This is a genomic window from Pseudomonas atacamensis (assembly GCF_017167965.1).
GTDB classification, from domain to species: Bacteria; Pseudomonadota; Gammaproteobacteria; order Pseudomonadales; family Pseudomonadaceae; genus Aquipseudomonas; species Aquipseudomonas atacamensis.
Map to the genome: position 1 here is coordinate 3,011,611 of NZ_CP070503.1, position 24,820 is coordinate 3,036,430.

Annotated in this window: 24 protein-coding genes; 12 read left to right on the forward strand and 12 right to left on the reverse strand. The window is 60.1% G+C overall.

The features are described 5' to 3' along the window. Positions 1-3 precede the first annotated feature (3 nt). From efeO (JWU58_RS13690) to efeO (JWU58_RS13700), 3 genes are read left to right on the forward strand one after another with little or no spacing between them, the layout of a single operon-like run. The gene (efeO, locus tag JWU58_RS13690; RefSeq protein WP_206420290.1) at positions 4-1,188 is read left to right on the forward strand and encodes an iron uptake system protein EfeO; all 1,185 of its coding nucleotides are present in this window, start codon (positions 4-6) and stop codon (positions 1,186-1,188) included. A 17-nt stretch (positions 1,189-1,205) separates the two neighbouring features. After that, positions 1,206-2,504 carry an iron uptake transporter deferrochelatase/peroxidase subunit gene (gene efeB / locus JWU58_RS13695; RefSeq protein ID WP_206420291.1) on the forward strand — a complete coding sequence of 433 codons (1,299 nt, stop codon included), beginning with the start codon at positions 1,206-1,208 and terminating at the stop codon, positions 2,502-2,504. A 26-nt stretch (positions 2,505-2,530) separates the two neighbouring features. Further along, entirely contained in the window at positions 2,531-3,355 is an 825-nt protein-coding gene (efeO, locus tag JWU58_RS13700; RefSeq protein ID WP_110600624.1) for an iron uptake system protein EfeO, read from the forward strand. A 120-nt stretch (positions 3,356-3,475) separates the two neighbouring features. On the opposite strand, the gene pssA is transcribed toward efeO (JWU58_RS13700), so the two are convergent. Continuing rightward, a complete protein-coding gene (gene pssA, locus JWU58_RS13705; protein WP_206420292.1) occupies positions 3,476-4,819 on the reverse strand; it encodes a CDP-diacylglycerol--serine O-phosphatidyltransferase in 1,344 nt (447 codons plus the stop codon). Positions 4,820-5,034: 215 nt separating this feature from the next. Between pssA and JWU58_RS13710 the strand changes: the two genes are divergently transcribed. From JWU58_RS13710 to JWU58_RS13720, 3 genes are all read left to right on the forward strand, one after another. Next, entirely contained in the window at positions 5,035-5,598 is a 564-nt protein-coding gene (locus JWU58_RS13710) for a TetR/AcrR family transcriptional regulator (RefSeq protein ID WP_206422187.1), read from the forward strand. Between the two features lie 54 nt (positions 5,599-5,652). Beyond that, positions 5,653-6,132, forward strand: a complete 480-nt coding sequence (locus JWU58_RS13715) for a nuclear transport factor 2 family protein (protein WP_016774707.1) — start codon at positions 5,653-5,655, stop codon at positions 6,130-6,132. 252 nt (positions 6,133-6,384) lie between these two features. Next, a complete protein-coding gene (locus JWU58_RS13720; protein WP_016774706.1) occupies positions 6,385-7,164 on the forward strand; it encodes a TSUP family transporter in 780 nt (259 codons plus the stop codon). On the opposite strand, the gene nudC is transcribed toward JWU58_RS13720, so the two are convergent. From nudC to JWU58_RS13740, 4 genes are all read right to left on the reverse strand, one after another. After that, complete coding sequence (nudC, locus tag JWU58_RS13725) at positions 7,132-7,962, reverse strand: NAD(+) diphosphatase (RefSeq protein WP_016774705.1); 831 nt, start codon at positions 7,960-7,962, stop codon at positions 7,132-7,134. The genes JWU58_RS13720 and nudC overlap by 33 nt on opposite strands. Positions 7,963-7,969: 7 nt before the next feature. After that, positions 7,970-8,782: a crotonase/enoyl-CoA hydratase family protein gene (locus tag JWU58_RS13730; RefSeq protein ID WP_206420293.1), complete on the reverse strand. Its 813-nt coding sequence runs from the start codon at positions 8,780-8,782 to the stop codon at positions 7,970-7,972. 186 nt (positions 8,783-8,968) lie between these two features. Beyond that, a complete protein-coding gene (locus JWU58_RS13735; RefSeq protein ID WP_206420294.1) occupies positions 8,969-10,114 on the reverse strand; it encodes a PQQ-dependent sugar dehydrogenase in 1,146 nt (381 codons plus the stop codon). Between the two features lie 52 nt (positions 10,115-10,166). Continuing rightward, a complete protein-coding gene (locus JWU58_RS13740) occupies positions 10,167-10,487 on the reverse strand; it encodes a hypothetical protein (RefSeq protein WP_041480395.1) in 321 nt (106 codons plus the stop codon). Between the two features lie 189 nt (positions 10,488-10,676). On the opposite strand from JWU58_RS13740, the gene ku reads away from it, so the two are divergent. Continuing rightward, positions 10,677-11,543: a non-homologous end joining protein Ku gene (gene ku, locus JWU58_RS13745; protein WP_122612738.1), complete on the forward strand. Its 867-nt coding sequence runs from the start codon at positions 10,677-10,679 to the stop codon at positions 11,541-11,543. Positions 11,544-11,699: 156 nt separating this feature from the next. On the opposite strand, the gene lpxO is transcribed toward ku, so the two are convergent. Beyond that, positions 11,700-12,599, reverse strand: coding sequence for a lipid A hydroxylase LpxO (gene lpxO, locus JWU58_RS13750; RefSeq protein WP_206420295.1), 900 nt, complete (start codon positions 12,597-12,599; stop codon positions 11,700-11,702). Between the two features lie 309 nt (positions 12,600-12,908). On the opposite strand from lpxO, the gene JWU58_RS13755 reads away from it, so the two are divergent. Continuing rightward, the gene (locus JWU58_RS13755; RefSeq protein ID WP_206420296.1) at positions 12,909-13,343 is read left to right on the forward strand and encodes a short chain dehydrogenase; all 435 of its coding nucleotides are present in this window, start codon (positions 12,909-12,911) and stop codon (positions 13,341-13,343) included. A 33-nt stretch (positions 13,344-13,376) separates the two neighbouring features. Here the strand turns inward: JWU58_RS13755 and JWU58_RS13760 are convergent, their stop codons facing one another. The 4 genes from JWU58_RS13760 to JWU58_RS13775 form a co-directional block, all read right to left on the reverse strand. Beyond that, entirely contained in the window at positions 13,377-14,321 is a 945-nt protein-coding gene (locus JWU58_RS13760; protein ID WP_016774697.1) for a methyltransferase, read from the reverse strand. 14 nt (positions 14,322-14,335) lie between these two features. After that, positions 14,336-15,703: an iron-containing redox enzyme family protein gene (locus JWU58_RS13765; RefSeq protein WP_206420297.1), complete on the reverse strand. Its 1,368-nt coding sequence runs from the start codon at positions 15,701-15,703 to the stop codon at positions 14,336-14,338. A gap of 110 nt (positions 15,704-15,813) precedes the next feature. After that, entirely contained in the window at positions 15,814-16,743 is a 930-nt protein-coding gene (locus tag JWU58_RS13770; protein ID WP_206420298.1) for a ZIP family metal transporter, read from the reverse strand. A 15-nt stretch (positions 16,744-16,758) separates the two neighbouring features. Continuing rightward, on the reverse strand, positions 16,759-17,985 hold the full coding sequence (locus tag JWU58_RS13775; protein ID WP_206420299.1) for a zinc-dependent alcohol dehydrogenase: 1,227 nt from the start codon (positions 17,983-17,985) through the stop codon (positions 16,759-16,761). A gap of 376 nt (positions 17,986-18,361) precedes the next feature. On the opposite strand from JWU58_RS13775, the gene JWU58_RS13780 reads away from it, so the two are divergent. Both JWU58_RS13780 and JWU58_RS13785 read left to right on the forward strand, forming a co-directional pair. Further along, positions 18,362-19,948, forward strand: coding sequence for an ABC-F family ATPase (locus tag JWU58_RS13780; protein WP_016774693.1), 1,587 nt, complete (start codon positions 18,362-18,364; stop codon positions 19,946-19,948). Between the two features lie 250 nt (positions 19,949-20,198). After that, positions 20,199-21,386 (forward strand): MFS transporter, encoded by a 1,188-nt coding sequence (locus tag JWU58_RS13785; RefSeq protein ID WP_206420300.1) that lies wholly within the window; start codon positions 20,199-20,201, stop codon positions 21,384-21,386. Between the two features lie 128 nt (positions 21,387-21,514). Here the strand turns inward: JWU58_RS13785 and JWU58_RS13790 are convergent, their stop codons facing one another. Both JWU58_RS13790 and JWU58_RS13795 read right to left on the reverse strand, forming a co-directional pair. Next, the gene (locus tag JWU58_RS13790) at positions 21,515-22,552 is read right to left on the reverse strand and encodes an alpha/beta hydrolase family protein (RefSeq protein WP_206420301.1); all 1,038 of its coding nucleotides are present in this window, start codon (positions 22,550-22,552) and stop codon (positions 21,515-21,517) included. 167 nt (positions 22,553-22,719) lie between these two features. After that, positions 22,720-23,331 (reverse strand): FMN-dependent NADH-azoreductase, encoded by a 612-nt coding sequence (locus JWU58_RS13795; RefSeq protein WP_016774691.1) that lies wholly within the window; start codon positions 23,329-23,331, stop codon positions 22,720-22,722. Between the two features lie 126 nt (positions 23,332-23,457). Between JWU58_RS13795 and JWU58_RS13800 the strand changes: the two genes are divergently transcribed. Together JWU58_RS13800 and JWU58_RS13805 are read left to right on the forward strand one after the other, a co-directional pair. Beyond that, positions 23,458-24,366: a LysR substrate-binding domain-containing protein gene (locus tag JWU58_RS13800; protein ID WP_071172406.1), complete on the forward strand. Its 909-nt coding sequence runs from the start codon at positions 23,458-23,460 to the stop codon at positions 24,364-24,366. Continuing rightward, positions 24,363-24,722: an MmcQ/YjbR family DNA-binding protein gene (locus JWU58_RS13805; RefSeq protein WP_016774690.1), complete on the forward strand. Its 360-nt coding sequence runs from the start codon at positions 24,363-24,365 to the stop codon at positions 24,720-24,722. The genes JWU58_RS13800 and JWU58_RS13805 overlap by 4 nt, the downstream gene beginning before the upstream one ends. Positions 24,723-24,820 lie beyond the last annotated feature (98 nt).

A 24,820-nucleotide genomic window follows, 5' to 3' on the forward strand; every position in this document is an offset into this window, starting at 1 on the left:
TTCATGTCTACTACCCAAACCCCTCCGGCCCTGCGTTGGGCGCTGGCCGGCTCGGTGCTGCTGATGGTCGCCGCCGGCGGGCTGTTCTGGTACGCCTCGAACATGGCCGCCGCCAAGCGTCAGCACAACCACGACGAAATCGTCGTCAACATCCATCCCCACAGTTGTGAGCCGAATGCCCTGACGGTGCCGGCCGGCCGCGCCAGTTTCCGCATCGTCAACCGCTCCGAGCGTGCGGTCGAGTGGGAAATTCTCGACGGCGTGCTGGTGGTCGAAGAGCGGGAGAACATCGCGCCGGGCCTGAGCCAGGTGATCAACGCCAACCTGCAACCGGGCGACTATGCGATCACTTGCGGCTTGCTCAGCAACCCGCGCGGCACCTTGCACGTCACACCGACAGCCGCTTCCGATGCCGCCGCCAAAGCCAAGCCGTCGATGGTGGCTTTCGTCGGGCCGCTGTCGGAATTTCGCGTGTATCTGGCCGTTCAGGGCAGCGCGTTGATCAAAGCGGCGACGGCGCTGAATCAGGCGATCGCCAGTGGCGATGTGGCGCAGGCGCAAGCGTTGTACCTGCCGGCGCGTACCGCTTATCAGCGTCTGGCGCCGGCGGCGCAGCGCCTGGCCGAGCTGGACAATCAGATCAATGCCCGCGCCGATTATTTCGAAAAGCGCGAGCAGGATCCGGCGTTCGTCGGTTTCCATCGCCTCGAATACGCGCTATTCGAGCAACGCAAACTCGACGATGTCGCGCCGATTGCCCAGCGCTTGCTCGCTGACGTCACCGTCCTCAAGCAACAGTTGCTCGCGCAGTCGCTGCCGCCGGAGCAGTTGGTGGGCATCGTCGTGCGCAACCTCAACAGCCTCGCCGATGTGCGCGCCGGCAGCGGCGAAGAGGAACGCTACAGCCGCAGCGATCTAAACGGTTTCGCTGCCAACGCGCAAACCGCGCGCAAGGTCGTCGACCTGTTGCGGCCGATGCTGAGCAAATCCGCCGCTGACGTGTTGGCGAATGTCGACCAGGCCATGAGTGACTTCGACTACCAGCTCAACGCGTTCAAATCCGCCGATGGCTACGTCAGTTACGACGCCGTGACCGCCGCGCAACGCCAGCAGATCGCCGCCAAAGCCAAGGCTCTGGCCGCGGCAATGGATGGCATCGACCCCGCCCTCGGCCTTTCCGGCCTGTAAGCAGAAGACCACGACAGATGAACGATTCAGAACCTCTCAACCTGCAACGGCGCCGCGTGCTGATGGGCATGGGCGCCGCCGGTGTCGCCCTTGCCGGATCGGCGCTGAGCTGCCCGGCCATGGCCGCGCAGCCTGCGCAAGTCACCGAAGCGCCGAGCAGCGACAAGACCGGAGACCGCCACGATTTCCACGGTGTGCACCAGACCGGCATCGTCACCCCGCGCCCGGCCTCCGGGATGCTGGTGGCGTTCGATGTGCTGGCCAGCGATCGCGAAGACCTCGAGCGGCTGTTCCGCACCTTGAACGAACGCATCGCGTTTTTGATGAAAGGCGGCCCGGTCGCGCAGGTCGACCCGAAACTGCCGCCGCTGGACTCCGGCATCCTCGGCCCGGTGGTCACCCCGGACAACCTGACCATCACCGTTTCCATCGGCGATTCGCTGTTCGACGAGCGCTTCGGTCTGGCGGCGGCAAAGCCCAAGCGTCTGCAACGCATGGTCGGCTTTCCCAACGATGCGCTGGACGCCGATTGCTGCCATGGCGACCTCAGTCTGCAGTTCTGCGCCAACACCGCCGACACCAACATTCACGCCCTGCGCGACATCGTCAAAAACCTGCCTGACCTGCTGCTGGTGCGCTGGAAACAGGAAGGCAGCGTGCCGCCGCAAGCGCCGGCCAAACCCGGCGTACCGGCGCAGTCGGCGCGCAACTTCCTCGGTTTTCGCGATGGCTCGGCCAACCCCGATTCCAACGACGCCAAGGCCATGGAGCGGATTGTCTGGGTACAACCGGACAGTGACGAACCGGCCTGGGCTGCCCACGGTAGTTATCAAGCGGTGCGCATCATCCGCAACTTCGTCGAGCGCTGGGATCGCACGCCGTTGCAGGAGCAGGAAAGCATTCTCGGCCGGGTCAAGAGCAGCGGCGCGCCCATCGGCGGCCACAAGGAAAGCGAAGTGCCGGATTACAGCAAGGATCCGGCCGGCAAGCTGACCAGGCTCGATGCGCACATTCGTCTGGCCAACCCGCGCACCGCCGCGACCCAGGCCAATCTGATCCTGCGCCGGCCGTTCAACTATTCCAACGGCGTCAACAAGAACGGCCAGCTCGACATGGGCCTGCTGTTCATCTGCTACCAGGCCGATCTGGAAAAAGGCTTTATCACCGTGCAAACCCGACTCAATGGCGAGCCGCTTGAGGAATATCTCAAACCGGTCGGCGGCGGTTACTTCTTCACCCTGCCCGGCGTGACCGGCGATGACGATTTCATCGGTCGCTCGTTACTCGCTGCGACCTCTCAAAACAAAACCGCATGACACCCAACCGACACTGGAGCCGCCCCATGAAAAAGACGCCACTCGCGTTATTGCTGACCCTTGGTTTGCTCAACACCCCGCTGGCGGCGTTCGCCGCGACTGCGCCGCTGGATCTGGTGGGGCCGGTGTCGGACTACAAGATTTACGTCACCGAAAAGCTCGATGAACTGGCCAGCCACACCCAGCAGTTCACCGACGCAGTGAAGAAAGGCGACTTGGCGACCGCGCAGAAGCTCTACGCGCCGACGCGGGTGTATTACGAGTCGATCGAGCCGATTGCCGAGCTGTTCAGCGATCTCGATGCGTCCATCGACTCGCGTGTCGACGATCACGAAAAAGGCGTAAAGGCCGAGGACTTCACTGGCTTTCACCGGATCGAATATTCGTTGTTCGCGGAGAAATCCACCCAAGGCCTGGACGCATTGGCCGACGGTTTGAACAAAGACGTGCAGGATCTGCAAACCCGTGTGGCCGGCCTGACCTTTCCGCCGGAGAAAGTCGTTGGCGGCGCTGCCGCACTGTTGGAAGAAGTGGCGGCGACGAAGATTTCCGGCGAGGAGGACCGCTACAGCCACACCGACCTGTATGACTTCCAGGGCAATATCGACGGCGCGAAGAAGATCGTCGATCTGTTCCGCCCGCAGATCGAACAGCAGGACAAGGCGTTCGTAGCGAAAGTCGACAAGAACTTCGCCACGGTCGACAGGATTCTGGCCAAGTACAAGACGGCGGATGGCGGATTTGAGACCTATGACAAGGTCAAGGACAACGACCGCAAGGCGCTGGTCGGGCCGGTGAATACCCTGGCGGAGGATCTTTCGATGATGCGCGGGAAGTTGGGTCTGAATTAAATCTTCAGCGCCTCATCGCGGGCAAGCCCGCTCCCACAGGTTTCCAGGTGTGCACAGGCTTTGTGAACGACATCGAACACTGTGGGAGAGGGCTTGCCCGCGATAGCGATTTCAGCAGCTCTAGAGAATCCTGTACAGCAACCGCTCAATCCTCACCCGACTCACCCGCTTGAGAAACTTCGCCACCCCTGCCGGGTAATCCGGCAGCGTTTCAAGCGTCTGGAAGTTATCGATCCGCGTGGTATGGCGGAAGATGTTTTCCAGCTCTTTCGCCCGTGGCTCCAGCCACTCGCCTTTCGGGTCTTCAATCAGCAGCGCGTTTTCCAGATCAAGACGGAATGCGCGCGGGTTGAGGTTGTTGCCGGTCAGCAAGGTGTAGCGCTGATCGATCCACATGCCTTTGAGGTGATAGGTGTTGTCACCGTCGCGCCACAAGTGCAGGTTCAATTGGCCGCTGTCGATGCTGTGCTGATGGCGTTTGGCGAAGCGGCGCAGGCTGATCTCGTACAGATACGGCAGCGCGGCGATCACCTTGAACGGCTCGCTCGGCGGAATGTAGAAATCGTTGGCAGTCTTGTCGCCAACCACGATGTCGATCTTCACACCCCGGGCCAGCGCTCGGTTGATTTCACGGATCACGCCCAGTGGCAGGTTGAAGTACGGCGTGCAGATGGTCAGCTGCTTTTGCGCGCTGGCGATCAGTTCGAGAATCGCCCGGTTCAGCGGGTTGTTCTTGCCGACGCCGAGCAGTGGCGTGACCGACAGACCTTCTCGGCTGGTGCTGCCGGCCCCGGTGTCATAGGTCGCGTATTTGAGACGGCTGCGCAGGTCGCCGATGTCGTTGCGCAGGCTGCGGGTAGTCGGCAGGTTGGGCAGGTCGAGGCGGTGCACGGCTTTCGATTCGATCAGGCCATGCTTGACCAGGTGATGCATCGAATCCGCCAGCTCGCGACTGCGCAGCACGTGGTAACGGTCGAAACGGTACTTGTCGAGTTTGTGCAGATAGACGTTGTTGAGGCTGGCGCCGCTGTAGACCACCTTGTCGTCAATCACGAAGCCTTTGAGGTGCAGCACGCCGAACAGCTCGCGGGTCTGCACCGGCACGCCGTAGATCGGCACTTCGCTCTGATGTGTGCGGGTCATGTCCTGATACCAGGCGGCGTTGCCCGGCTGCTTGCCCGCGCCGATCAGGCCGCGCTGGGCACGTAACCAGTCAACCACCACGGCGATTTCCAGCTCGGGACGCTTGAGTTTGGCAGCGTGCAGGGCATCGAGGATTTCCTGGCCGGCTTCGTCCTGCTGCAAATACAGCGCGATGATGTAGATGCGCTGGGTCGCTGCGGCGATTTGCTCGAGCAGGCAGCGTCGGAATTCGGCAGCACTGGACAGAATGCTCACCGCCTCGGCGGTCAGCGCGAAGCTGCGCAGTTTGGGCAGCAGAGAACGTTTGAAAAGCAACGGCATAAGGCTCGCAAGGTTCGATTCCGAAGAGTTTGAGAGCTTACACCATCGTCTGCGCCGGGTCTTGTCAGTGTCCGTAATGGCCCCTTCGCGAGCAGGCTCGCTCCCACCGTTGAAATGCATTTCCCTGTGGGAGCGAGCCTGCTCCCGAAAGCGTTTTCACACACGCCGAAGAAAATCGCTTGACCAAGGAGAACACTCGTTCTACTGTTCGCCACATGAACGAATCAATCAGCAATGACACACGCGACATCATTCTGGATGTCACCGAAAAGTTGATCTACAAAAGTGGCATCGCTGCCACCAGCATGGATCTTCTGGTGAAGACCGCCGGCGTCTCCAGAAAAAGCATTTACCGTTACTTTGCCGACAAGGACGCGTTGGTTGTCGCAGCCCTGCAACGACGGGATATTCGCTGGATGCACTGGTTCACGCATGCTGTCGATCAGGCCGAAACCCCGACCGATCGCCTGCTCAACCTGTTTACCGTGCTCAAGGGCTGGTTCGACTCGGAAGGCTTTCGCGGCTGTGCCTTTATCAACACCAGCGGCGAAACCGGTGATCCGCAGGATCCAGTGCGGCTGGTGGCCAAAGAACATAAACAGAAGCTGCTCGACTACGTGAGCAAGCTGTGTACCGAATATGGTGCCGAGGATCCGCAACTATTGGCCAGACAGTTGCTGATCCTGATTGAAGGCGCCATTACCGTAGCGCTTGTGATGGGTGATCACAGTGCCGCCGATAATGCGCAATGCATGGCGCGAAAGTTATTGGGCCTGTAACTCTCAATAAGCCGGACTTGTTGTTCATACATTAAATGAATCAGGAGATTGAACATGTCGACTGCAGCCCAGGTACGTCCGCCATTGCCGCCGTTCAACCACGCGTCAGCGATCGAGAAGGTACGTCTGGCCGAGGATGGCTGGAACAGCCGCGATCCGGAGAAGGTGTCGCTCGCTTACACCCTCGATACCAAGTGGCGCAATCGCGCCGAGTTCGCCAACAACCGCGAAGAGGCCAAGGCATTCCTGACGCGCAAGTGGGCGAAGGAACTCGATTATCGCTTGATCAAAGAACTCTGGGCCTACTCCGATACGCGCATCGCCGTGCGTTACGCCTATGAATGGCACGACGATTCGGGCAACTGGTTCCGCTCGTACGGTAACGAGAACTGGGAGTTCGATGACAACGGCCTGATGTTCCAGCGCTATGCCTGCATCAACGACATGCCGATCAAGGAAAGCGAGCGCAAATTCCACTGGCCGCTGGGCCGCCGGCCGGATGATCATCCGGGGCTGAGTGAACTCGGTCTCTAAAGCCAACCCACCCCTGTGTAGGAGCTGCCGAAGGCTGCGATCTTTTGATCTTGATTTGATCGTTCCCACGCGCAGCAGCCGGGGCGCTCCGCGCCCCGGAAGATCGCAGCCTTCGGCAGCTCCTACACAGGAATGTATTCCAGACTGCAATTGACGACGGCATGCTCTGGGTCGCCGCAACACTTCGATACAGGTAACATAACCGCCCTCCCCGCAGCCCACGTTCTGCGCCTTGCCGAATAAGCCGAATCCATGCCTTTCGAACTCAGCGTTGACCTCACCACCTTGGCCATTCTGGCTGCTGTTGCTTTCCTTGCCGGTTTCATCGATGCCATCGCTGGCGGTGGCGGTCTGTTGACCACGCCAGCGCTGCTGACGGCGGGCCTGCCGCCGCATCTGGTGCTGGGCACCAACAAGCTGAGCTCGACCTTCGGTTCGGCGACCGCCAGCTTCACCTTCTACAAGCGCAAACTGTTCCACCCACGTCAGTGGACCCACGCCATTGTCGGCACTCTGGTCGGCGCGCTGACTGGCGCGGTGGTTGCGCATTACCTGCCGGCCGAATGGCTGAACAAGATGCTGCCGGTGATCGTTTTCGCCTGTGGCCTGTATTTGCTATTTGGCGGCACGCCGAAAGCGCCGCTGGACAGCGACGCGCCGATCAAAAAGAAATGGCAATCGACCCAAGGCTTCAGCCTCGGTTTCTACGATGGCGTGGCCGGCCCCGGCACGGGCGCGTTCTGGACAGTCAGCAGTCTGCTGCTGTACCCGATCGATCTGGTCAAGGCCAGCGGCGTGGCGCGCAGCATGAACTTTGTCAGCAACATCGCGGCGCTGTCGGTGTTCATCTTCTCCGGTCAGGTCGACTGGATCATTGGCTTGTGCATGGGCCTGTCGGTGATGGTCGGAGCGTTCTTTGGCGCGCGCACCGCGATCAGCGGCGGCGCCAAATTCATTCGTCCGGTGTTCATCACCGTCGTGCTCGGGCTGACTGTGCGCTTAGCCTGGCAACACTGGTTCAGCGTGGCCTAAGCGCCGCGCCACATAGACGTCGATCAGGTAACGGGCAATCGAGCGCGACGCCGGCAACGGTGGCAAGTCATGCACGTTGAACCACTGGGCGTCTTCAATCTCGTCTTCCTGACAGACAATTTCGCCACCGGCATATTCGGCATGGAAGCCGAGCATCATCGAATGCGGGAACGGCCAGCACTGGCTGCCGATGTACTGGATGTTCTTCACTTCAATCTGCACTTCCTCGCGAACTTCGCGAATCAGGCAATCCTCGGCTGATTCCCCCGGCTCGGCGAAGCCGGCCAGCGTGCTGTAAACCCCGGTGACGAAACGCGGCGAGCGTGCCAGAAGGATTTCGTCGCCACGGGTAATCAGCACGATCATGCTCGGTGAAATGCGCGGATAACTGCGCAGCTCGCATGGCTGGCAATACATCGCTCGTTCGCGCGGTACTTGTGTCATCGGCTGGCCACAGTTGCCGCAGAAGCGATGCTCTCGTGCCCAAGTGCCGATCTGTGCGGCGTAACCGAGCACTTTGTACAGCGTGTGATCGCCTTCGAGCATGAACGCCCGCAAGCCTTTCCAGCCGCAACCGGGCACATCGCTGACGCTGCGCAACTCAAGCAGATAGACCGGTTCGCCATCCAGATGACCAATCCCATGCTCGGCGAGGACTGAAAGGTCCTGGCGCTTGAGCCATTCGCGCGGGAACAGCGCGCCGTTGTCATCGAACAGAAAGCCTTCCGGGCTGCGCGCTACGGCCCAGCCGCCGGGTTGATCGGTGTCGAGTACTGCAGTGGTCCAGCGAGAGGTCATGGTTAACTCAATCCAGAAATTCGGGTTTCTGTTTGCTCATGTGGGCGGCCATGGCCACGCGCAGATCGGTGGATTGCAGCATGGCGGCGTTCCAGGTGGCAACGTATTCGAGACCATCGTCGATGCGATGGTCGCGCATGTAGCTGATCATTTCCTTGGTGCCGGTCACGGCAATCGGCGACTTCGCCGCGATGTCGCGGGCAATGCCGAACACGCCTTCGAGCAGCGTGTCCTTGTCGCTGTAGACGCGATTGACCAGGCCCATGCTGCGTGCTTCCTCGGCGCCAAAAGTGCGACCGGTGTAAGCCAGTTCACGCAGCATGCCGTCTCCGATGATTCGCGGCAACCGTTGCAGCGTACCGACGTCAGCGGCCATGCCGATGTCAATTTCCTTGATGGAGAATTGCGCGTCCTCGGCGGCATAACGCATGTCACAAGCCGAGATCAGATCGATCGCCCCGCCCAGGCAATAGCCCTGAATCGCAGCGAGTACCGGTTTGCGGCAGTTGTCGACGGCGTTGAACGAGGCTTGCAGATTAAGGATCTTGCGCCGCAACAGGCGCGCATTGCGGCCCACGTCCTTGCCCAGTTCATTGGCGACGCCGGCAAGCATCATCAGGTCAATGCCGGAGGAAAAATGCTTGCCGTTACCGCTGAGGACTACCACGCGGACTTCGTCGGTATCGTCGATCCATTGGAAGATCTCGACAATCTCGCTCCAGAACGCCGCGTTCATTGCGTTGATCTTTTCCGGGCGATTGATCTGCACATGCGCGATGTTGTCGGCCTGTTCGACGCTGAAGGCGGTGTATTGAGTCATGGCAGTGATCCTTTACCGGGCTGGGAAATAAGGCCCGAACTATAACAAGGCAACGGGGCGGCGGTTCGGCCAAATGCGGGACTGACTGGCGCGGCTCATTGGGGAGCAGCCGAAGGCTGCGATCTTTTGGGACGCGCAGCGTCCCGGGCTGCATTCCCACGCAGAGCGTGGGAACGATCAATTGGCTTATTTCAGCCCTAGCCTGTAAAGCGAGCCATTTTCTTCATCCGTCAGCACATACAGATAGCCGTCCGGCCCTTGGCGCACATCGCGTATCCGCTTGTTCAACTCACCCAGCAGACGCTCTTCATGCACGACCTTGTCGCCATCGAACTGCAGTCGAATCAGCTCCTGGGACACCAGTGCGCCGATAAACGCGTTGTGCTGCCACGGCGTGAAGCGATCGGCGTCGTAGAACGCCATGCCGGTAACCCCGGGGGATTTTTCCCAGACATGGTGCGGCGCCACGGTGCCTTCAGCAGTTTTGCCCTTGGCCTCTGGAATCGGCTGCATCGAGTAATTGATGCCATGGGTCGCCAACGGCCAGCCGTAGTTTTTGCCGCGCTCGATGATGTTCACTTCATCACCGCCACGTGGCCCGTGTTCGTTCTCCCACAGCGTGCCGGTCCACGGATTGAGCGCCGCGCCCTGCGGGTTACGCAGGCCATAGGACCAGATTTCAGGCCTGACACCGGATTGGCCAACGAAAGGGTTATCGTCCGGCACTTTGCCGTCCGGGAAGATGCGTACGACTTTGCCTTGCAGCTTGTCGAGGTCCTGCGCAGTCGGGCGGTCGTTGTTTTCGCCGAGGGTGATGAACAGATACCCGTCGCGATCGAACACCAGGCGTGAACCGAAGTGGTTGCTCACCGACAGTTTCGGTTCCTGACGGAAGATCACATTGAAGTCCTTCAGCGTCTTCAGGTCATCGGAAAGCCGTCCGCGCCCTACCGCCGTACCAGCCTTGCCGCCCTTACCACCGCCTTCTGCGTACGACAGGTAGACCATGCGGTCCTGCTTGAAGTCTGGCGACAGCGCCACATCGAGCAAACCGCCCTGCCCTTTGGCCCAGACCTGCGGCACGCCACTGATCGGCTCCGACAGTTTGCCGTCCTTGCTGACGACGCGCAGATGCCCCGGGCGCTCGGTCACCAGCATGCCCTTCTGATCAGGCAGAAATGCCAGCGCCCACGGATGTTCCAGGCCTTGGGCAATGGTGGTGACTTCAAGAATGCCCTGTTCGCTTTTCAGCTCTTTGGGCGCGGCGGCGAATGCCGGGGCACTGATCAGCGCGGCGGCGCAGCAGGTGGCTAGTAGGGTTTTACGCAACATGCACGATTCCTTTTGTTCGTGTGAAAGGCTGACAGAACATCAGTCCTGCCGTTCAACGGTTGCTGCCGGTGCCCCGTGGGGGCGGGTTGGGAATGAAGGTTGGCGGATTGCTCGGTACCGAGCGAATTGGCTGGCCATTGCCGATGCCGCGATTTTCAACGGTCGGCTGACGTGGCACGGGAACGGTGTTCGGCCCGCGAAGGGGCGGAGCGCTGGGCTGGGTGCCCTGCATGCTGTTGGGATTGGCCCGGCGGATCGGGCTGTTGTAGGGATTGTTGCTGTTGCCGGTAGGGCTTTGCGCCAGCACGACATCGGCATGAACCAGGCCGCCACTGAGGGCGAGGACGGCGATGCCAATCAGAAACCGGTTCATGGGAAATACCTCTCGATGTGCGTGGACTAGAGCCTTGGAGCCCACGCTACGCCGTGGGTTCGGATTTGTTAACCCTCGCGCCTTAAACAACATGTAACACGGCTTGACCGTACCGCTGGACGCCGCGCAATCACTGGAAACTTTCTCACCGCGCCACGGGTCACCTGATCATCACTCGGAGGACAGGTCATGGCTCGGGCAATCTGGAAAGGCGCAATCAGTTTTGGACTGGTACACATCCCCGTGGCGCTGGTTTCAGCGACGTCGTCCCAAGGCGTGGACTTCGATTGGCTCGACAGCCGCAGCATGGACCCGGTGGGCTATAAGCGCATCAACAAGGTCACCGGCAAGGAAGTCACCAAAGAGAACATCGTCAAAGGCGTGGCCTACGAAAAGGGCCGATATGTGGTGCTCAGCGAGGAAGAAATCCGCTCGGCGCACCCGGTTTCCACGCAGACCATCGACATTTTCTCTTTCGTCGACGCCGAACAGATTCCGCTGCAGAACATCGATACGCCCTACTACCTGGCACCGGACAAACGCGGCGGCAAGGTCTACGCGTTGCTGCGCGAAACCCTGAGCAAAACCAACAAGGTCGCCCTCGCCCGCGTTGTCCTGCATACCCGTCAATACCTCGCCGCGTTGATGCCGCTGGAGTCGGCGCTGGTTCTGGTGAAACTGCGCTGGCCGCAGGAAGTGCGCAGCCTCGATGAGCTTGCGCTGGGCAGCGAAGTGACCAAGCCGCAACTGGCCAAGGGCGAGCTGGACATGGCCAAACGTCTGGTTGAAGACATGACCTCGGAGTGGTCGCCTGAAGACTACAAGGACGAGTTCGAAGACAAGATAATGGCGCTGGTCGAGAAGAAAGCCCACGAAGGCAAGATCGAGGACGTTGAGACCGCCACTGGCGAGGAAGAACGCAAGACTGCCGATGTTATCGACTTGACCGAACTGCTCAAGCGCAGCCTCGGCGGCAAGGCACCGGCCAAGTCCAAGGCCAAATCAACCAGTAAGGCGGCGCCGGCGAAGAAGACTCGGAAGGCGTCTGGGGAATAGGAAGTCAACCAGGAAGATACTTGTTTAATGTCAGGACGCTTTCGCGAGCAAGCTCGCTCCCACAGGGTTTGGAGTCGGACGCAATATTTGCATTCACCCAAATCAAATGTGGGAGCGAGCTTGCTCGCGAAGAGGCGGCACTGACTCCGGAAATCTTCAGATCAGAATAAAGATCGCCAACAACGCGGCAAAAATCGCCCATTTCTCGAGGTAATACCGCGTACGGTTGCGCTTCTTCAGCTCTTTGCCGCGCAAACGAATCTTGTAGATTTTGGTAAACAAGCGGTTGATGCCACCAGTCTTGTCCCCCGCATCATTCGGCGCGCCTGCCGCTGACATCACCGTGCGGCTGAACCAGCGGTTGAACGCGGCGGCCCAGCGGTATTTCAGCGGCCGCTCAATGTCACAGAACAGGATGATGCGGTTCTGATCCGTAGTGTTTTCTGCGTAATGAATAAACGTCTCGTCGAACATCACCGCTTCGCCATCGCGCCAGTGATAGTTCTCGCCGTCGACGTTGATGTAGCAGCCGGGATCATTCGGCGTATGCAGGCCCAGGTGATAACGGTAGGAACCCGCGTACGGATCGCGATGGCGCACCAGTTTCGAGCCCGGTGGCAGCTCGGCAAACATCGCCGCTTTGATCGAGCCGATGCTCTGCACCAGTTCGGTGGTGCGTGGGCACAGCTTCATCGCCGATGGATGGCTGTCGCCGTACCACTTGAGGTAGAAGCGCTTCCAGCCGGTCTTGAAGAAAGAATTGAAGCCGACATCGTCATACTGATTCGAGCGCTTGATCTCGCCGGCACGCAGCAGATTCTGGCCTTCCTCGCGAATCTCTTCCCAGTGCACCTGCAACGGGCTCAGATCGGGAAAGTCTGCCGGGTTCAGATACGGCTTGTTCGGCATCCTGGAAAACAGATAGAGGAAGCAGTTGATCGGCGCGAGGAACGTCGAGTGGTCACTCAGTTGCCGGCCCAGTTTGTGGCGCACGCGTCCACGCAGGTGAACGTAGGCAATTGAAATGACATAAACAGCGGCAATGATGAGTTTCACGGAAAAGAGTCACACGTCAAAAGTGAACAAACTGCGCGCGTGGCGACCTGAGGCCCAGCGTCTTATGCAGCGGTCTTGGTGCACAGGGCGCGTCCTTGGCCCGCGCCGTTTCCGGGCGCTCGGTGAAAGGGTGGCATTTTAGCCACAGTTCGTAACCGATAGTGAACCCTCAACTGTGAAAAACTGTCTTGCGCGTTCGCGTGTAAAGCTCCAGCACACTTGAATCCATACAAACGCCCGTTGCTCATTTCGATGGAACCACGCTTGGCACGCGCTCCTCTATCGCTTACCAATAACGGAGGAACCCCCATGATCGCCCCAGAAACCGGTATGAAACCAGGTCAGCGCTATCGAATCGAAAGCGTCGAGCGCGCGCCGCAATTCTCTGGCTTTTTTCTCGATGGAAAGTATTACCTGGGACCTGAGTTGCAGACGGCCATCGGCTGGCTTGAAGGGCAAATATTCTTCTACGACCAGCTCGACCCGACCGGTGAGCCGGTTTATCCGGGCAGAATTGCTGGCACGATCGAAGGGCTGACGCTGGTGATGCCGGACGGCTTACGCCTGGAGATCGAAGAAGCGCCTTATCTGGCGGAACCTGCTGCGCCAGTGCGCGCTTCCCTCGCCGGGCGCATCGAGCGTATCTCGCGGCAGCCAATTCGCCCTTCACCGCTTCTGGTGGCCGGGGCTGCGATGCTGGTAGGGGTTTGCCTGCTGACGATCTCGCGCATCAGAAATCGCTGAAGGCCACCGCGCGAGCAGTGGCCCAACTATCGGTCACTGCTCGCGGGTTACCGTCAGTGCGACCACGGCGATGCGCTCGGCGCGCTCGTATTCAGGCTTGAGCAGTTCCTCGCTGAACACATCTGGATCGAGTTCGCGATAAGTCCAGCCAAATCGCTCGCCCTTGAGCAGAGGCGCCACGGCCTCGCGGAACGGATCCTGCCCGGCGACGATCGCCACGCCGGTGTACACCAGCAACGTGCCGCCGACTTCCAGACGCGGTAACGCCTCACGCACGATCCGCACCGACAAACCCTCACCCAGCGCCCCGCCGCCGTGGCGATAGGCGCGCTGTTGTTCGTCGTTCATGTACGGCGGATTGGCGATGATCAGATCGAACTGCCCTTCGACACTGGCGAGCAGATCGCTGTGATACACCGACACATTGTTTGCGCCCGCCAGCTCGGCGTTAACCGCACTCATGCGCAGCGCGCGCGGATTGATGTCGACCGCCAGCACGTCGGCATCAGGACGTGCCTTGGCCATGACCACCGCACCGGCGCCACTGCCACAGCCGATGTCCACCGCGCGTCTGATCGGCGAAAAGCGTTGCTGCAATTGCGCTTCGATGGCCTGGGCGAAGCGATAAGTGTCGGGGCCGAAGAACACCGCATCACTCGCCGTCGTCGGGAACGCCGAATGGGCGAACAACCGGTCATTCAGCGTCGACCAGCGCACATGGCTGCGCCACACGGCGCCATCGCGTTCGACTACGCCGGCCTGCTCCAGCGTGGCCAGTTCCTCTGCGCGAAATAGCTCTGAAGGAAACGGCATCGACCAACCAAACACATCGCGCAGATCCTTGGCCAACGGCGTGGCAAAGCGCTGCAGAAATCGTTCGTGAGTCAATGGCGTTGGAGTAATGAAGTGATAACCACTGTCGAGCAGGCGCTTGCCCAACTCGAACAGCGCTCTATCGGATGTTTCTTGTGCCGACATGAAGCCTCCTTGTTTCAACGCAAGCGGGCGCGCAGTTGGATGAAGCGACGCGTCGCGAAAAGTCCGGCCGGGCGCCAGTGTCGCTGCGGTTGCAGCCAAGGCATCAACAACGCCATTTGCTCGGCGGCAGGTTTGTCAGCCAGTGCCGCTTCCAGATTGAGCAGATCGGCATCATCGTCAAAGGTTTCCTCTACCGCAGCTTCGCGGCGCACATAAGGCCGAGGCCGCGAGGCCGGGCAATCCTGAGTGATCCAGTCGCGCAGCAGCTGTTTTTCATAGCCGTTGAACACACCGAACATGGCCGCATCGCTACCGTCGATCAACCGCCAGAAGCGACTTTCTTCCACCGCCTCGCCGCGCTTGATCCAGCTCTTGCGCTCCAGCGCCGAAAGAAACTCGCCCATTTGCCCCGGCGTGGCCAGCCATTGATTGATGGTGCGGTTTTCGATGCGGCAGTAATCGGAATGCATGTGCCGGCCAAACACAGCCTTGCGCTCAAGCATGGCGATGACTTCGTGGTCCAGATCGAACTCTGTGATCACGGCGGTTGTGCCCTTGCCAATGTCATTGAGGCGATAACCGACAGCCATGCGCCGATAGAACTCATCGCGCTCTTCACCCAGCGGCATCAGTTCGAGCATTGATTGCACAGCCTTGCGCGCGTGCCCGGTACTGGCGTTGTCGATGGTCACATGCAGGCGGAAATAATGCGGATCGATGCCCAGTTCCGCCAGCTCATAAGCACTGATCAATAAGTGCAGCGGCAGTTGTTCATAGCCGAGGTTGAAGCCGATGACTTCTGGCAGAAACTGCCCGCCGAAGCGTCCCAGCGCCAACTGCACCGCGCCTTGCAGAAAATACTCGTCGGCAAGACGGCTCAGATCGGAGCAGTCATGCTCGGCGAGCAGCTTGCGATAGATCACCACATGATTCTGCCGTGGCACGCCCTCGCCCAGCTCTTCCAGATAGGTATCGAGCAAATCGTCGAAACGCGGGTCCTGCCACTGCGGCAACAGCCCGGCCAGCCAGGCGCCATCGACCTCTTTGGTCGGTGCCACATGCAGAATGAAATACAACGCGTGGGATTTGTTGCGGAAATAGCGGCGCGGTGCGCCCTGCTGACGTTGCTCGAGGTAATCGGCGTACTCGGCCGCCACGCTGGCGCAGCGGGTTTCCGACCATTGCAGCAGGTCTTCGGCGCTGGCCGGCAAATCGTCAGACAGCGCAGCCGCCTTGCTCAGTTGCCGGCGCAGAAAGTCCAGTGCCGCACGATCAACCGTGGAGTCTTCCGCCAGCAATCGGTCATAGAGCCGGCGCTCGGTATCCGCCGGCGTGAATGTTTTACCCGAAGACTTCCTGGTCGGGATTTCGATCAGCGACATGACTCATTCCCCTGCGTTATTGGCATTGCCTATAAACGAAAGAGTGATTGGCGCTGAAAAAAATTCCTTTTTTGTGCGGGGCGATGCGCTCAGTGGTGTGCGCCGGTTGGCTAACCCAAAGCCGTGTCGAGAAACATCATCACGCCGAAGCCGAGCATGAGCCCGAGCGTGGCCGGTGTTTCGTGGCCGTTGCGGTGAGTTTCCGGAATCACTTCGTGGGATACCACGAAGATCATCGCACCCGCAGCCAGGCCCATCGCCACCGGGAAGCCCAGCGCGAAGCTGTTGGTGATGCCCAAACCGATGATCGCGCCCAACGGCTCCATCAATCCTGAAGCGGCGGCAATCAATGCCGCACGCACTGCAGAAATGCCGGTCACCCGCAGCGCCAACGCCACAGCCAGTCCTTCTGGAATGTCCTGAATGGCGATCGCAGTGGTCAGCGGCAAGCCGATTTTCATGTCGCCGGTGGCGAAGCTGACGCCGATCGCCATGCCTTCCGGCAGGTTGTGCAGGGTGATCGCCAGCACGAACAGCCAGACCCGATTGAAGCGCTTGGCTTCCGGGCCGCGCCGGCCGCTCTTTTCATGTTCGTGGGGAACGAAACGGTCGAGGCCGACCATCAACGCCACGCCTAAAGCCATACCGGCCACAACGACGGCAGCGGCGAGCATGGGACTGCTCAACGCCTCCTTCGCCGCCGCAATGCCCGGCAGGATCAGTGAAAAGGAACTGGCTGCCAGCATCATCCCCGCCGCGAAACCGAGCATGGTGTCTTGAGTTCGCGAAGTAATCGCGCGCAACGCCAGGGCCAGCAACGCACCGATTGCCGTGGCGGCAAAACCCGACAGCCCGCCGAGAGTCGCGAGGCGTAGCGTGTCGCGGCCGGTACTGACCAAACCGGTGTAGCCGCTGATCAGCAACAACACGGTTACACCGACCAGGGTCAGCCAGAAAATGCGCCCTCCCCAGCCCGTACGCGAAAGGCTGACGAGCCATGCGCGCACGGGGGCGGCGAACGAAGATGACGGTAGCGCCATGAAAACTCCTCAATTTCAGGTGGCCGGTGCGAACGGCGTGGTTTCATCCAGCTGCGCCAGCGGAACATCGCTGCCACCCGGGGTTAGAATCACCTTGCGGCATTCTTCCTGCTTCTTATTGAAGATCTTGTAGCCCTCGGCCGCCTGCTCCAGCGACAGCCTGTGGGTGATGATCGCTTCGGGCTGCAACCTGCCGGTTTCGATGTAGCCAAGCAGCTCCGGCAGAAAACGCTGTACGTGAGTCTGGCCCATTTTGAAGGTCAGGCCCTTGTCAAAAGCGTCGCCGAACATAAAGCCATGGATAAACCCGGCATACACCCCCGGAACGCTGACCACACCACCGCGCCGGACGGCGGCGATGCACTGGCGCAAAGCCTTGCCGCTGCTGCCTTCAAGCTTGAGTGTAGCCATCACCGTTTCGGTGGTGCTGCCCTTGGCTTCAAGGCCCACGGCATCGACCACGGCATCGACGCCGCGATGGCCGGGAGTCTGGCTGGTAATGGTGTCGGCGGGGTCATCGTCCTCATCGAAGTTGATCGGAATCACGCCGTAGGTGCGCTGGGCATAATCGAGGCGGTACTGGTGATGGTCGACCATGAAGATCAGCTCCGCACCGAGCATTCTCGCGCAGGCTGCGGTGAGCAACCCGACCGGGCCGGCGCCGTAAATGGCCAGACTCGAACCCTGTTTGACCCCGGCGTTGATCACGGCTTGCCAGGCAGTCGGTAGGATGTCAGACAGAAACAGCACTTTCTCGTCCGACAGCGTGCCCGGCACCTTGAACGGGCCGGTATTGGCTTTCGGTACTCGCACCAGCTCCGCCTGGCCACCGGGAATTCCGCCATACAGACGGCTGTAGCCAAACAGCGCTGCTGGCGGCGGAATCATTTTCTTGTTCAGCGCCGCGCCGGGACCTTCATTGGTGGTCTCGCAGGCGGCGTAAAGCTCTTGCTGACAGAAGAAGCAATCGCCGCAGGCGATCACGAACGGAATCACCACACGGTCGCCGCGCTGCACCGCCGTAACGGCTGGCCCGGTTTCTTCGACGATGCCCATGAACTCATGGCCAAAGATATCGCCGTGCTCGACGGTGGGTATTTTGCCTCGGTACAGGTGCAGGTCCGATCCGCAGATGGCGGTAGCGGTGACGCGCAGGATGATGTCGTCGGCGGCTTCAAGTTTCGGGTCCGGTACGGTTTCGACGCGCACGTCATGGGCGCCGTGATAGGTCATTGCTCGCATGGCTTGGTCCTCACTCGTTTGAACGAAAATGGCTACTGCTCCCCTTTCCGAAGTGAAAATGGCCGAGTGAGTTCATTCGGGTTTTCGAGATTTTGATCAGCGGATATCGGTGACTTCTCGGACGAGCCGATGCGTACGCCCGTTTGCCTGCCATATAACTGCCGTCTGAGTTATGCGACAATGCGCGCCAATGTCCAACAAGAACCCCGTACTCGTCGCTCAGCAGCTTGCCTTCAACGGCCCCAGTTGCGGACGGCTTATGCGCGTTGGCTCAACTCAAGCACAGACTGGGGGGAGCTGGAAAAGCTCCAGATTGGTATTCAAGTCCGGTACCAGGCACCACAGACCAGCTCTAACCCATTGATAGGTAAGGTAATTGATCTCCACAGCTAACATCACGATGCAGTTTGGCGCCAAGCCGCTGTTCGAAAACGTTTCGGTCAAATTCGGCGCAGGCAATCGCTACGGCCTGATCGGTGCCAACGGTTGCGGCAAGTCGACCTTCATGAAAATCCTCGGCGGCGATCTCGATCCGTCCGGTGGCCAGGTCATGCTCGAGCCGAACGTGCGTCTGGGTAAGCTGCGCCAGGATCAGTTCGCCTACGAAGAATTCACCGTGATCGACACCGTGATCATGGGTCACGAAGAGCTGTGGAAGGTCAAGGCCGAGCGCGATCGCATCTACTCGCTGGCTGAAATGTCCGAAGAAGACGGCATGGCCGTTGCCGAGCTGGAAACCGAGTTCGCCGAGATGGACGGCTATACCGCCGAATCCCGTGCCGGCGAATTGTTGCTGGGTCTGGGCATTCCGCTGGAACAGCATTTCGGCCCGATGAGCGAAGTTTCGCCAGGCTGGAAACTGCGCGTGTTGCTGGCGCAGGCACTGTTCTCCGATCCGGAAGTGCTGTTGCTCGACGAACCGACCAACCACCTGGACATCAACACCATTCGCTGGCTGGAAAACATCCTGACCCAGCGCAACAGCCTGATGATCATCATCTCCCACGACCGTCACTTCCTGAACAGCGTGTGCACGCACATGGCTGACCTGGATTACGGCGAGCTGCGTCTGTTCCCGGGCAACTACGACGAGTACATGACCGTGGCGACCCAGTCCCGCGAGCAACTGTTGTCGGACAACGCCAAGAAGAAAGCGCAGATTTCCGAGCTGCAATCGTTCGTCAGCCGCTTCTCGGCCAACGCCTCGAAAGCCAAGCAGGCCACCTCCCGCGCCAAGGCGATCGACAAGATCCAGCTGGCCGAGGTCAAGCCTTCCAGCCGGGTCAGCCCGTTCATTCGTTTCGAACAGAACAAGAAGCTGCACCGTCAGGCGGTCATGGTCGAGAAAATGGCCAAGGGTTTCGACGGCAAGCCACTGTTCAAGGACTTCAGCTTCCAGGTTGAAGCCGGCGAGCGCGTCGCGATCATCGGCCCGAACGGTATCGGCAAGACCACCCTGCTACGCACCTTGGTCAACGAACTGACCCCGGATGCCGGTAGCGTGAAATGGACCGACGCCGCCGAGTTGGGCTACTACGCTCAGGACCACGCTCACGACTTCGAAGACGACGTCACTCTGTTCGACTGGATGGGTCAGTGGACCCAGGGCGAGCAGATGATTCGCGGTACTTTGGGCCGCATGCTGTTCTCCAACGACGAGATCCTCAAGTCGGTCAAGGTCATCTCCGGTGGTGAGCAAGGTCGCATGCTGTTCGGCAAGCTGATCCTGCAAAAGCCGAACGTGCTGATCATGGACGAACCGACCAACCACCTGGACATGGAATCGATCGAGGCGCTGAACCTGGCGCTGGAAAACTACCCGGGCACGCTGATCTTCGTCAGCCACGACCGTGAGTTCGTATCGTCCCTGGCCACGCGCATCATCGAGCTGAGCCCGAATGGCGTGACCGACTTCAGCGGCACTTATGACGACTACCTGCGTAGCCAGGGCGTTGTTTTCTAAGAGCAGCTTTTAGTTTCAAGCTGCAAGCTGCAAGTTAAAAGCCCTGTCCCTGTGACGGGGCTTTTTGCATTCGGCGTTTGGGAATTGTGGGTGCGCAGATATTCGCGAGCAAGCTCGCTCCCACATTGATCGTTCCCACGCTCCGCGTGGGAACGATCATTAAGGCGAAGTAGTTAGCCTGCTTTCTTTTATCCCGGCCCCGCGCCATGATGTCGGCAACTCTCCCACCGCCGCCCGCGAACGAGTGCTCATGTCTGCGCAGCCACTGCCACCGCAAAGCTCCCTAGCGATCACCCTGCAGATCGTCTCCATCGTTTTCTACACCTTCATTGCCTTCCTCTGCATTGGTTTGCCGATTGCGGTATTGCCCGGTTACGTCCATGAGCAACTGGGTTTCAGCGCGATCATTGCCGGCCTGGTGATCGGCTCGCAGTACCTCGCCACCCTGCTCAGTCGGCCAATGGCCGGGCGCATGTCGGACACGCTCGGCACCAAGCGGGCGATCATTTATGGCTTGTGGGGGATCGTCCTCAGTGGCGCGCTGACGTTGCTGTCGACCTTGCTGCAAAGCTTTCCGCTGACCAGCCTGTTGATCCTTACTGCCGGGCGCTTGCTGCTTGGTATTGCCCAAGGCCTGATCGGCGTCGGCACCATCAGTTGGTGCATGGGTCAGGTCGGTGTCGAGCATACGGCGAAATCCATCGGCTGGAACGGCATCGCCTCTTACGGCGCGATCGCCATTGGTGCGCCGTTGGGCGTGGTGATGGTTGCCGAATATGGCTTTGTCAGCCTTGGCCTCGCGCTGTCGGCGTTGGCGGCAGGTGCGCTGTGGTTGATCCGCAACAAGCCTTCGGTGCCAGTGATTCGTGGTGAGCGCCTGTCGTTCTGGGCGGTGTTCGGCAAGATTGCGCCGTACGGCACCAGCCTGACGCTGGCCTCAATCGGCTACGGCACGCTGACCACCTTCATCACCCTTTATTACCTCAACCGAGGCTGGACCGGCGCGGCGTACTGCCTGACCGTGTTTGGCGTGTGCTTCATTCTCTCGCGGCTGTTGTTCATCTCAGCGATTGCCCGGTTTGGCGGGTTTGCCTCGGCCATCGTTTGCATGTCGGTTGAAACTGTCGGGCTGGTGATGTTGTGGCTGGCGCCCTCCACTGCGTATGCGTTGATCGGCGCAGGGCTGGCCGGATTCGGGCTGTCACTGGTGTATCCGGCGCTGGGGGTGGAAGCGATCAAACAGGTGCCGAGTTCCAGCCGTGGTTCAGGGTTGGGGGCTTATGCGGTGTTCTTCGATCTGGCACTGGCGATTGCCGGGCCATTGATGGGCGCGGTGGCGTTGAATCTGGGCTACTCGTGGATTTTCTTCAGCGCGGCGTTGTTGTCGGTGACCGGGTTGGGCCTGACCTTGTTGCTCAAGCGTCGCGCACTTTCCTGAAAGCAGACAATTCAGTTTCCCGTGGGAGCGAGCCTGCTCGCGAAGGCGTCGTGTCAGAGAAAGATGAGCTGGCTGACTCACCGCTTTCGCGAGCAGGCTCGCTCCCACAGGGGAATGCGGTGTTTGAGTTATTGATCCGCCGTCTGCATCCCCGCCCGTGTCGATCTGCCCAGTGCATGAGCAAAAAACCGTCCGGCCTCGGAGATCAGGTTGCGGTGTATATCCTCGCGATCTACCCCGTCGGCATCGGTGCACAACGCAGGCATGGCGCGGATCTGCTCTTCGGTGCACGGCGCCATGAACACGAAGTGCCCTGCTCCGGCCAGCAGTTTGAAGTCCGGCGCGGTGGGCAGTTTGCGCGCCAGGGCCGCAGCGTTTTTATCGAAGGCCACCAATTTGTCGCCGTCGCCGCTGTAGAGCAACACCGGTACGTGCACATCGGCGAGGGTATGGCGGCCGAACTTCAGGCTCAGCGGCGCCATGAGCAATAAGGCGTGAACCCGTGGATCGGCCACCGGCTGCAAGTCATCGCGATCGACAATCAGCTCGCCCTGGGTGTTGCAGGCGTCGTGATCGTCCGGGCGTTCCTGGCAATAGCGGCGCAGACGATCCAGATCCGGTTGCGCCCCGGAAAGAATCAACGCGGTCTCGCCACCGGCCGAATAACCGATGACACCGACCTGTTCAGCGTTGACGAACGGTGCCAGCATGTTGTCGGCGAGGGTCGCGGTGATCGCTTGGGAAATCTGGATTGGCCGCCCGTAGAGATTGCTCAACGTGCCGAGTCGGCTGTGGTCGCGCCAGTTGTCGCCGGGATGAACCACCGCCACCACGACAAAGCCTTTGCGCGCCAGTGAAGTCGCCAGGTCATGCAGCGCCAACGGCGTGCCGGTATTGCCGTGGGACAGCATCAACATCGGAAAGCGGCCGATCGCGACTTTGGTGTCTTCCCCAGCCTCGACCGAATAGCCCTCAAGCAAGCTCATGTGCTCGCGGTCACTGGACGGGTAAAAAGCGATGGCGCGCATCGGTTGCAGATCGAGCGGGTCGAGAAAGGTCATCTCGTGATAACCGACGCTCCAGACAGGGTGGCGCCCCGGTGCGGCCTGCACTGAATTCAGGCTGCCCAGCAGGCAAATCAGCAACAGTGCACAAAGATGCCTCATGAATGCCCTACCCTGTCGGACCACATCGTCGGATGTGCTGAAACTGCATAACCCGGGCCAGATTATGTAACAGCCAGAAACAAAAAACTCCGTATTCGGCCCTTGCGGAACCAGAATACAGAGTTTTTGGGGGATTACCTGAACATCAGCTGTTCTTTACGCAAGCCTTATGCGGCGGCGAACAGTTGCTCGCTGATCTTCGCTTGCGCAGCGCTCATGGCGTTGTTGCGCACTTCTTCGCCATAGGCCAGACCTTCAGCGCGGACGATTTCGATATCGGTGATGCCGAGGAAGCCCAGTACCAGCTTCAGATACTCTTCGTGAGCGATGCCGCTGGCCTGACCGGCGTGGATGCCACCGGAAGTCGACACGATCACCACTTTCTTGCCGCCGCACAGACCTTCAGGGCCGGCTTCGGTGTAGCGGAACGTCTGGCCAGCGACGGCGACGCGGTCGATCCACGCTTTCAGTTGGGTTGGAACGGTGAAGTTGTACATCGGCGCGGCAATCACCACGGCGTCGGCAGCGATGAATTCGGCCAGGGTCGAAGCGCTCAGCTCGGCTTCGTGCTGTTGCGCAGCGTCGCGCAGTTCGGCGGTGGTGCCGGCGGCAACCAGTGTGGTCGACGAGAAGTGGCTGATCGCGTCGGCGGCCAGGTCGCGGTAGGTGACTACGGCGCTCGGCTCGGCGGCTTGCCAGGCGTCGACGACTTGACGGCTCAACTGACGGGAAGCCGAGTTGTCGCCGAGAATGCTCGAATCGATGTGCAACAGTTTCATGTGGGTTCTCCTGAAAGAATCGCCGGCGGCGACGGAATGGAGACAATCCTACGCAACAAACCAATAGCTGATTAGTCGCCGACAATGCGATAGTTCGTCCCATTGATAGAACGACTGGGAAAGCGCATGCAGGACCTTAACGATCTCTACTATTTCGCCAAAGTGGTCGAAGCCGGCGGATTCGCTGCCGCCGGGCGCCTGCTCGGTATTCCCAAGTCACGGCTTTCAAGAAGAATTGCCGAACTGGAAGAGCGCCTCGGCGCGCGTCTGCTGCAACGCACCACTCGCCAACTCAATCTCACTGCCGTTGGCGAACGGTATTTGCGCCACTGTCAGGCGATGTTGCTGGAAGCGGAAATGGCTGACGAAGCGGTGGCGAGCATGTCCAGCGAACCGCGCGGGCGCTTGCGGGTGTCGTGCCCGACCGGGCTTGCCCATGAAATGCTGCCGACGGTGATCAGCGACTTTCTCGGCAAGTTTCCGCAGGTGCAGCTGGAGGTCGTGCTGCTCAATCGCCGGGTCGATCTGGTCACCGAAGGCATCGATGTCGCTTTGCGTGTGCGCGATCACGGAGATGAAGACCCGTTGCTGGTCACCCGCCGCTTGCGTCAGGCCCAGGCGGTGGTGATCGCCAGCCCGGCGTTCATGCAAGGCAAGACCATCAATCATCCGCAGGACCTGAAAACCCTGCCGGTGCTCGGCGCGCTGGAAGCCGATCGCATGGTGCATGTGCGCCTGCTGGATCAACAAGGTAAGAGCGTCGATCTGAGCATGGAAGCGCGGCTGGGCATTGATGACTTCGTGGTGCGCAAGGCCTGCGTCCTGGCCGGTCAGGGCTTTACCGTGCTGCCGATGATGTTCTGCGAAACCGAATTGCGTAACGGCACACTGGTGCAAGTGCTACCGGAATGGTCATTGCCTGGCGGCTGGCTGCAAGCGGTCTATCCACACCGGCGCGGGGTAATGCCAGCGGTGCGCGCATGGATTGATCACCTGGTCGAATCGTTCAATGCCTGCGGGGACAGATTTCTATGAAACAAGGAAGAATGAGCGAAGCCGAGGTTGCCGAGTTTTGTCTGGCCCTGCCCGGCGCGCGGGAAGATTACAAATGGGGCGGCGTGCGGGTGTTCTCGATTGCCGGCAACAAGATGTTTGCCTTGCAGGGATTACGTGGGGATTCGCTGGCGTTCAAGGTCGACAAGGACCTGTTTCTCGGCCATTGCGACCGCCCGGGGATTCATCCAGCGCCGTATCTGGCACGGGCGCAGTGGATCATCATGCACCCGCCCTACCCACTGGGTGCCGAGGAATTGCAGGGTTTGTTGCAGCGATCCCATCAACTGGTAGTGAGCAAGTTGCCCAAGAAGACTCAAATCGGCCTGCTTTTGTAAGCACGCAAATCCTGTGGGAGCGAGCCTGCTCGCGAAGGCGGTTTGTCAGGCGACTCATCAGCGAGGATGAGATTGCTTTCGCGAGCAGGCTCGCTCCC

Excerpts from the sequence above, each read along its gene's own strand:
- efeO (WP_206420290.1), top strand. The coding sequence starts at position 4 with ATGTCTACTACCCAAACCCCTCCGGCCCTGCGTTGGGCGCTGGCCGGC.
- efeB (WP_206420291.1), top strand. The coding sequence starts at position 1,206 with ATGAACGATTCAGAACCTCTCAACCTGCAACGGCGCCGCGTGCTGATG.
- efeO (WP_110600624.1), top strand. The coding sequence starts at position 2,531 with ATGAAAAAGACGCCACTCGCGTTATTGCTGACCCTTGGTTTGCTCAAC.
- pssA (WP_206420292.1), bottom strand. The coding sequence starts at position 4,819 with ATGCCGTTGCTTTTCAAACGTTCTCTGCTGCCCAAACTGCGCAGCTTC.
- JWU58_RS13710 (WP_206422187.1), top strand. The coding sequence starts at position 5,035 with ATGAACGAATCAATCAGCAATGACACACGCGACATCATTCTGGATGTC.
- JWU58_RS13715 (WP_016774707.1), top strand. The coding sequence starts at position 5,653 with ATGTCGACTGCAGCCCAGGTACGTCCGCCATTGCCGCCGTTCAACCAC.
- JWU58_RS13720 (WP_016774706.1), top strand. The coding sequence starts at position 6,385 with ATGCCTTTCGAACTCAGCGTTGACCTCACCACCTTGGCCATTCTGGCT.
- nudC (WP_016774705.1), bottom strand. The coding sequence starts at position 7,962 with ATGACCTCTCGCTGGACCACTGCAGTACTCGACACCGATCAACCCGGC.
- JWU58_RS13730 (WP_206420293.1), bottom strand. The coding sequence starts at position 8,782 with ATGACTCAATACACCGCCTTCAGCGTCGAACAGGCCGACAACATCGCG.
- JWU58_RS13735 (WP_206420294.1), bottom strand. The coding sequence starts at position 10,114 with ATGTTGCGTAAAACCCTACTAGCCACCTGCTGCGCCGCCGCGCTGATC.
- JWU58_RS13740 (WP_041480395.1), bottom strand. The coding sequence starts at position 10,487 with ATGAACCGGTTTCTGATTGGCATCGCCGTCCTCGCCCTCAGTGGCGGC.
- ku (WP_122612738.1), top strand. The coding sequence starts at position 10,677 with ATGGCTCGGGCAATCTGGAAAGGCGCAATCAGTTTTGGACTGGTACAC.
- JWU58_RS13755 (WP_206420296.1), top strand. The coding sequence starts at position 12,909 with ATGATCGCCCCAGAAACCGGTATGAAACCAGGTCAGCGCTATCGAATC.
- JWU58_RS13760 (WP_016774697.1), bottom strand. The coding sequence starts at position 14,321 with ATGTCGGCACAAGAAACATCCGATAGAGCGCTGTTCGAGTTGGGCAAG.
- JWU58_RS13765 (WP_206420297.1), bottom strand. The coding sequence starts at position 15,703 with ATGTCGCTGATCGAAATCCCGACCAGGAAGTCTTCGGGTAAAACATTC.
- JWU58_RS13770 (WP_206420298.1), bottom strand. The coding sequence starts at position 16,743 with ATGGCGCTACCGTCATCTTCGTTCGCCGCCCCCGTGCGCGCATGGCTC.
- JWU58_RS13775 (WP_206420299.1), bottom strand. The coding sequence starts at position 17,985 with ATGCGAGCAATGACCTATCACGGCGCCCATGACGTGCGCGTCGAAACC.
- JWU58_RS13785 (WP_206420300.1), top strand. The coding sequence starts at position 20,199 with ATGTCTGCGCAGCCACTGCCACCGCAAAGCTCCCTAGCGATCACCCTG.
- JWU58_RS13790 (WP_206420301.1), bottom strand. The coding sequence starts at position 22,552 with ATGAGGCATCTTTGTGCACTGTTGCTGATTTGCCTGCTGGGCAGCCTG.
- JWU58_RS13795 (WP_016774691.1), bottom strand. The coding sequence starts at position 23,331 with ATGAAACTGTTGCACATCGATTCGAGCATTCTCGGCGACAACTCGGCT.
- JWU58_RS13800 (WP_071172406.1), top strand. The coding sequence starts at position 23,458 with ATGCAGGACCTTAACGATCTCTACTATTTCGCCAAAGTGGTCGAAGCC.
- JWU58_RS13805 (WP_016774690.1), top strand. The coding sequence starts at position 24,363 with ATGAAACAAGGAAGAATGAGCGAAGCCGAGGTTGCCGAGTTTTGTCTG.